The organism is Klebsiella sp. JN_Kp126 (assembly GCF_033843325.1).
Taxonomy (GTDB): domain Bacteria; phylum Pseudomonadota; class Gammaproteobacteria; order Enterobacterales; family Enterobacteriaceae; genus Klebsiella; species Klebsiella michiganensis.
The window spans coordinates 41,743-48,020 of record NZ_JAWXQV010000100.1; the positions used below are offsets into that span (position 1 = coordinate 41,743).

6 protein-coding genes and 2 tRNA genes are annotated in these 6,278 nt (G+C 46.8%); 2 read left to right on the forward strand and 6 right to left on the reverse strand.

What is annotated here, in order from left to right; genetic code table 11:
- Nucleotides 1–15: 15 nt before the first annotated feature.
- Nucleotides 16–975, forward strand: a complete 960-nt coding sequence (locus SIK97_RS28460) for a quinone oxidoreductase family protein (RefSeq protein ID WP_057174022.1) — start codon at nt 16–18, stop codon at nt 973–975.
- Between the two features lie 200 nt (nt 976–1,175).
- Here SIK97_RS28460 and SIK97_RS28465 read toward each other — a convergent pair.
- Nucleotides 1,176–1,251, reverse strand: a tRNA-Asn gene (locus SIK97_RS28465).
- A 100-nt stretch (nt 1,252–1,351) separates the two neighbouring features.
- On the reverse strand, nt 1,352–2,152 hold the full coding sequence (gene mtfA, locus SIK97_RS28470; protein ID WP_162557678.1) for a DgsA anti-repressor MtfA: 801 nt from the start codon (nt 2,150–2,152) through the stop codon (nt 1,352–1,354).
- A gap of 90 nt (nt 2,153–2,242) precedes the next feature.
- On the opposite strand from mtfA, the gene SIK97_RS28475 reads away from it, so the two are divergent.
- Nucleotides 2,243–2,332 (forward strand) — tRNA-Ser (locus tag SIK97_RS28475).
- A 441-nt stretch (nt 2,333–2,773) separates the two neighbouring features.
- Here the strand turns inward: SIK97_RS28475 and SIK97_RS28480 are convergent.
- The 4 genes from SIK97_RS28480 to SIK97_RS28495 all read right to left on the reverse strand — a co-directional run.
- Nucleotides 2,774–4,231 carry a glucosyltransferase domain-containing protein gene (locus SIK97_RS28480; RefSeq protein WP_057174023.1) on the reverse strand — a complete coding sequence of 486 codons (1,458 nt, stop codon included), beginning with the start codon at nt 4,229–4,231 and terminating at the stop codon, nt 2,774–2,776.
- A complete protein-coding gene (locus tag SIK97_RS28485; protein WP_047723436.1) occupies nt 4,228–5,220 on the reverse strand; it encodes a glycosyltransferase family 2 protein in 993 nt (330 codons plus the stop codon). The genes SIK97_RS28480 and SIK97_RS28485 overlap by 4 nt, the downstream gene beginning before the upstream one ends.
- Nucleotides 5,217–5,606, reverse strand: a complete 390-nt coding sequence (locus tag SIK97_RS28490) for a GtrA family protein (RefSeq protein ID WP_049069769.1) — start codon at nt 5,604–5,606, stop codon at nt 5,217–5,219. Before SIK97_RS28490 ends, SIK97_RS28485 begins: the two co-directional genes overlap by 4 nt.
- Nucleotides 5,607–6,075: 469 nt before the next feature.
- On the reverse strand, nt 6,076–6,278 hold a 203-nt coding region (locus tag SIK97_RS28495; RefSeq protein ID WP_319610979.1), incomplete at its 5' end, for a hypothetical protein.

Sequence of the window (6,278 nt, forward strand, 5' to 3'; positions counted from 1 at the left end):
GACAGAGGAAAATTTATGAAAGCAGCGGTCTATGACGTGGAAGGTTCTCCCGGCGTCCTGAAATATGTCGATGTCCCGGAGCCGGTCACAGGGCCCGACGACATCCTGATTTCTGTCGAGGCTATCTCGATTGAGGGTGGCGATCTGATTAACCGCCGTTCAACGCCGCCGCCGCTTCCTTTATGGATCGGTGGCTACGCGGCCGCGGGCACAGTTGTTGCCGTCGGATCGAAAGTCCGAAGCCGTACGGTTGGGGACAGAGTCGCTGCTTTTCACATGCAGGGATCGCATTCGGAACGTTGGGCTGTGCCCGCGGAACGCACCTGGCTTATACCCGATGGGGTGGGAATGGCAGAAGCGGCAGCGTTGCCGATTTCATTTGGTACCGCGCATCATTGCCTTTTCACGCGAGGCATGCTCCGGCAGGGAGAAACCGTTCTTATTCAGGCCGCAGCGGGTGGCGTGGGGCTCGCGGCCGTTCAGCTTGCCTCACAAGCAGGCGCAACGGTCATCGCCGTGGTAAGCGGAACGCAGCGACGAGGTCGGTTGCGTGAACTTGGTGCCGATCATGTTGTGGATCGTACAAAGGATAACATCGTGGACAGTGTCCGACAGTACACCCATGGTACCGGTGTTGACCTCGTCATCGATCCGGTGGGAACGACGTTGCCTGTTTCGCTTTCTGCACTCGCTCCGGAAGGTCGTCTGGTCTTCGTCGGTAATGCTGGCGGCGACAGTCTGACTGTCGACTTATGGCCGGCAATGCAGTCTAACCAGACGCTCATGGGGGTATTCATGGGACCTCTTTTTGCAAGGCATGGAGTTCGAACCAGCGTGGACGAGATGCTGCAGGCTGTAGCAGCAGGGCGCGTCACGGTTGTCATTGACCGCATCTTTCCCCTGGCTAACGCTGCCGCGGCCCACGAATTTGCTGAGACAGCGAAACCGCTTGGCCGGATCGTGATGAAGCCATGACGCGCGTTTGACCAGGATGAGTGCGTGGCGGCAGGATGCTATTAGAAGCGTTTTTCGGATGGTACTAACTTTCTGATTTTGAGGCGTTAAGGGACATTGGGGGCACGCCGTCCTCGAATCCGCTTGACCTCAAAATTCTTCCGATGTGGAGGAGAAAATGAAAATAAAAAAGCCCGCTTCAAAAGCAGGCTTTTCAAATTTGGCTCCTCTGACTGGACTCGAACCAGTGACATACGGATTAACAGTCCGCCGTTCTACCGACTGAACTACAGAGGAATTGTGTGAACGGGGCGAATACTACTGGTCTCGGATTTTTGTGTCAACCCTAAATTTAACTTGCTGATTCAAATGGCTAAATTTAGTGCAGGTCGTTGTTTTAGTGTACTGCCGGGCTATCGCCGCCATCCGGTGGGGTATTCTCACGTAATCTCTCCAGCGGATCCTGGCGATAGAACAGGCAAAAACGCTGCCAAAGCGCGGGAAAACGCGGGGCGAACAGCTCTGGCGCGCTAAAGAAGTATTCAGAGAGCACGGCGAAACATTCGCCAGGATCGGTGGCCGCGTAGGCGTCAATACTGGCGGCGCTTTCACCGACCAGATCGATCTCATCCTGAATATTGTTCATGGCAGCATGGAGATCGTGTTCCCAGCCTGCCACCTCGCGCAGGGGGATAAACGGCACGCCGCTCGCGCGATCGCCATTGCGGGTATCCAGCTTATGCGCCACTTCATGAATAATCAGATTGAAACCGGAAGCGTCGAAGGAGTCCTGAATGTCCAGCCAGTTTAGAACAATGGGCCCTTGCTGCCAGCTTTGCCCTGATTGCACGATTCGCTGGCTATGCACCAGGCCGATATCATCTTCCCATTCGTCGTCGACAACGAACGGGGCAGGGTAGATAAGTACTTCGTGAAAACCATCTAACCACTCGATGCCCAGTTCGAGAACCGGCAGGCAAAACAGGAGCGCGATACGTGCGCTCTGTAGGGGAGTGAGCTCCAGCCCCTGTAATGCAACCAGACGCTTCTGTTGCAAAAAGCGGGATGCCATTTGCGCCAGCTGCTGCTGCTCATGGTCGGAGAGGTTGGCTAATACAGGGATGGCAAGCGCCTTTTCCCAGGGGATTTCCGCGTTGCCGGACTCTTCATCTACTTTCCAGGGCCATTTAAACATCATATTGCTCGCAAAGTCGTCACTTGAACTGAATTAAAGAGACAGGAACTATTAAAATGCCAAAGAACCTGGCATTATAGCAACCTCAACAGCGGAGAGATGCCGGAGCGGCTGAACGGACCGGTCTCGAAAACCGGAGTAGGGGCAACTCTACCGGGGGTTCAAATCCCCCTCTCTCCGCCACTATTCATCAAAATCAACCAGTCGCAAAGCGCTTTTGATTTTGCCCTGCATGAATCCCTGCATTAAAATTTCTTTCTATCGCTCTGTTTTCTCGCCTCTAACGCTGTCTTTTTTACCATGTTGCCTCTTGTTGGGCATCCACTTTTATCCTCTTTAGTTCACAAGCTCACACTCTTTACAATAGCTTAGCCCGTCTTGCATCACAGATAACAAAGCAGTTAACTGCCCTTGCTACACTAGGATTCTGTAAGGATATCCTCAAGAGAAGGGTTGATGGATGAAAAGAAGCGAACTCAGAAAAGCACAGGAAGCATGGTTGACTGTCGAGCGCTGTGAGGTGATAGAGAGACTTATGACCCAGGCCCGAGCTGCCGGGATAAAAACTATCCCGCGCGGATCTGGCGCGGGATCATATACCGGTATGCGGGGTGGCGAAAAGTTTCAATAGTTGGAGGTTGAACTCCTCATCGCATCGCCCGTTTTTATAATGATGCAATCAGTGGCGCATTGCTCCTTTGCCGTCAGAATAACATTATCGGGAAGCCTGAAATGCATTGACTTGCTAATTAAGATTTGCTCCGCCATCCCCTTGATAGCCCAGGGAGCCGCAAGGGAAATATTGCCAAACTCGTCATAACGTTGTGTTTTAGTAAAGGCGTTATAGGCAGGATCTTGGATGTCAAAAAGAACATCCCCTGTAAATGTTTTCCCCACCTTGTAGGAAAGCGCGCTGGCTAATGCGTTTAACTCCGATTTTTGTGGGATAATGAAACCATTAAAGATATTGTATGATGCAGCGATCATCGCGAATACCGTCAATATGGGTAGCGCTTTTTTTGCTATGTTGAGTTTGCTTGTCAAGGCATCTAACCCAATAATAATAAGAGCGCATGTGAAGAATTCCAGTGCTATCAGTGATCTATATGCAGCCCAGTTTTCCTTGACTAATAAGTTTGGAGAGTAGGCACCAATCCCCATGATAATAAACATGAGAACCTTAATCGGGCCTGATTTGCCTTTTATTATTGAAAGTAAACCTATTGCGCAAATTATTAATGAGAGCGTTGTGAAAAAGGTGCCTGGAGTTATATTAAAGTTGTTGATAGCGTTAATCAACGGTTCTTTTATAAACCATCGTAATTTCTCAAGTGGATTATTAGTTAACTCGGCACGTGCAATTGAACTGCCATATAACCATACAGGTATAAATTTTGAAAATAGCAGGCTGCCAAGCATGCCGATAAATAAAGCTGCGCCACTGATTAAAACAATGTTGATGGAAAAGGGTTTGTCTTTTTTCAGACAGTTATCAAGCATGACGAAAAATAAAAATGCCATCGCCGTTGGTTGATATATGGCAAATGCAAACCATAAAATAATGACGGATGCTGCAAATCTTATAATTGTCGTTTTCTTATTGATCGGTTTTAATGTCGCATAACTTATTCCGGCAAGGAGTATGGAGAGTACAAAAGGGAAACATGTCGCCCAGGAATTATAAACCTGTACTGCGGGCGTCAGGCATATTAATAAAGGGAATACGATCGTTGTTATTTTACGCTCGAATATGTTTCTTTTTTCTATAAATGAAAAAAGGAAAAAGCAAAGCATAAATACCGATATTACGGTAAAAAATCTAAGATAGGCAAGGTCATCGATATTGTGAACTAGCGTAAAGGCAAGTCGTCTGGCAACGGCATACAAGGGTCTGCCGGATTGCATATCCCATTGAAACGGAGAGCCTTTCCCTGAAAAAACATCGGAAAGTGTCGACCAGTCATCTGAAAATGCGTAACTAAATATAATCGTTGGGCTATAAACTAAGAAAATTGCCGCGAGGTAAAACATTGCAATAATTTTTTTAGAGTAAGACGTCATCCGTTCGTCCTCAGTGTTCATTGCTCGCCTCTCATTTCGTGTTTTGCTACCTCTTCGATAAAATATTTGGGCCGATTTTTGGATTCCATATATATTTTCCCAACGTATTCGCCAATTATCCCCAAAGAAAGCATCTGGACACCGCCAAGGAAGAAAATCGCAATCATTACCGATGTCCAACCCGCAACGGTATTTCCCAGGAGCTTCTCAATGAAGGCATAGATTGCAGCTAGTGAAGATAGAAGGCATGTGGCAACCCCAGCGGCAGCGATCATACGTAATGGGGTAATTGTCAGAGACGTTATTCCTTCTAACGCCAGTGCTACCATCTTTTTTAAGGGGTATTTTGATTCGCCTGCAACCCTTTCATCTCTGCTATAATAAACGCTGCTGGACTTATAACCCAACAGCGGAATTAGCCCCCTTAAATATAAATTTTGTTCTTTAAAATCCTTTAATGCTGTCAACGCTGTACGGCTAAGAAGCCGGAAGTCCGCATGGTTAGGAACCTGATTGACACCCAGCCCTGACATCAGAGAATAGAATTTATTGGCTGTTGCCCTTTTGAATACTGAGTCACTACTCCTGTTGTCGCGTACGCCATAAACAATCTCAAACCCTTCATTATATTTGTCTATCATTTCCTCAATGCAACCTATATCATCCTGTAAGTCTGCATCAATACTTACGGTAACGTCCGTATCCGCGTTTGCCAACCCCGCCAGCAGGGCGATCTGATGGCCCCGGTTCCTTGATAATTTCAGACCGCGGACGAATGACTTTTCCTGTGATGTGGATTTAATTTGTTCCCAGGTGTTGTCTTTACTGCCATCATCGACAAAGAGGATATAACTATTTCGAGCGATTTTTTCTTTTTCGAGGAGGTTTTGTAATACCGTGGTAAGCCCCTCCAGGCAGTATGGAAAGGCCTCTTTTTCATTATAACAAGGAACAACGATTGCTAACGAAGGTATTTTGCTCCTCGTGTGGTTTATATTAATTTCTTTCATTTCATTGACCAGTATTTGTTTAGAATAAAACCAGCTGTTGTGTAAATCACCATGCCTACAACTTGCGCTGTATAAATAGCATTAGGTATGACGATGAAAAAAACTTTCATTGCTATTAAATTTAAAATGTAACAAAAAGCGCATGTGGACAGGAATTTGATAAATCTCAGGGGGCTTAATGTCGTTGAGAAAGTGAACTTCGCATTCATAACAAAACTGAAAATAATACCAACGACATAACCTGTTGCATTTGAAAGGTAGACTCCCACGCCGACATGCATCAGGCCAAATATAACAACTGCCGTAATGGCTGTATTTGCCAGGCCAACGATAATGTACCTGAACGCTTCTCTGGATATATTTTTTTTCAAGGTGTAATTAATCATTTATTGATTTACATCAATTTTGCAAAGGGGCGGCTAAGAGACTGAATGCACGGTCGATATAAGCAATGAGCCCCTGGAATATAAGTATTTGACGCCAACTCGTGGTCGGTGTCAACCTGGGTTTTTATTACCGTGGACATATTCCTCGGCGGGTATTGTTTTACGTTTCTCTGGCTGAGCTTGTATGGATATGATAATGCCGAATGGCGGTGATATAAAAGCAGGAAAGCAATCGGAGGCGTGAGCTCTGGTGCGGTCATATCAGGCAGAGCTGCGGTATTAACTTGTCTACTGTTACGGTATTTATGCGCGGACGTTGCTGCGCTCAAGAAGAAAAAACAGTTTAAACCTCCCGGATAGGGCTGAGGGCGGGGAGTGAAAATATTGTGAGTTTTCTGTTTTTTATTGTTAATTGCATGATTGGCATGATGACGTAATTTTCTTCCAACGTCTCCCGTCACAAAGGATATCACGCCTCGAAGGGGCTATAATTATCATCTTCATGATTTACTGCGGAGCAATCGTTGATAGATCGCAACGCCTCATCTTTCTGCCGTGTAGCGATATTCGCGATGCAGGACGAGGAGTCGTTGGTAAAAACGAAAAAACCCGCACGAGGCGCTGAGGGATCCCCATAAAACAGTGCTAATAAACCAGCACCATACTTCGGTA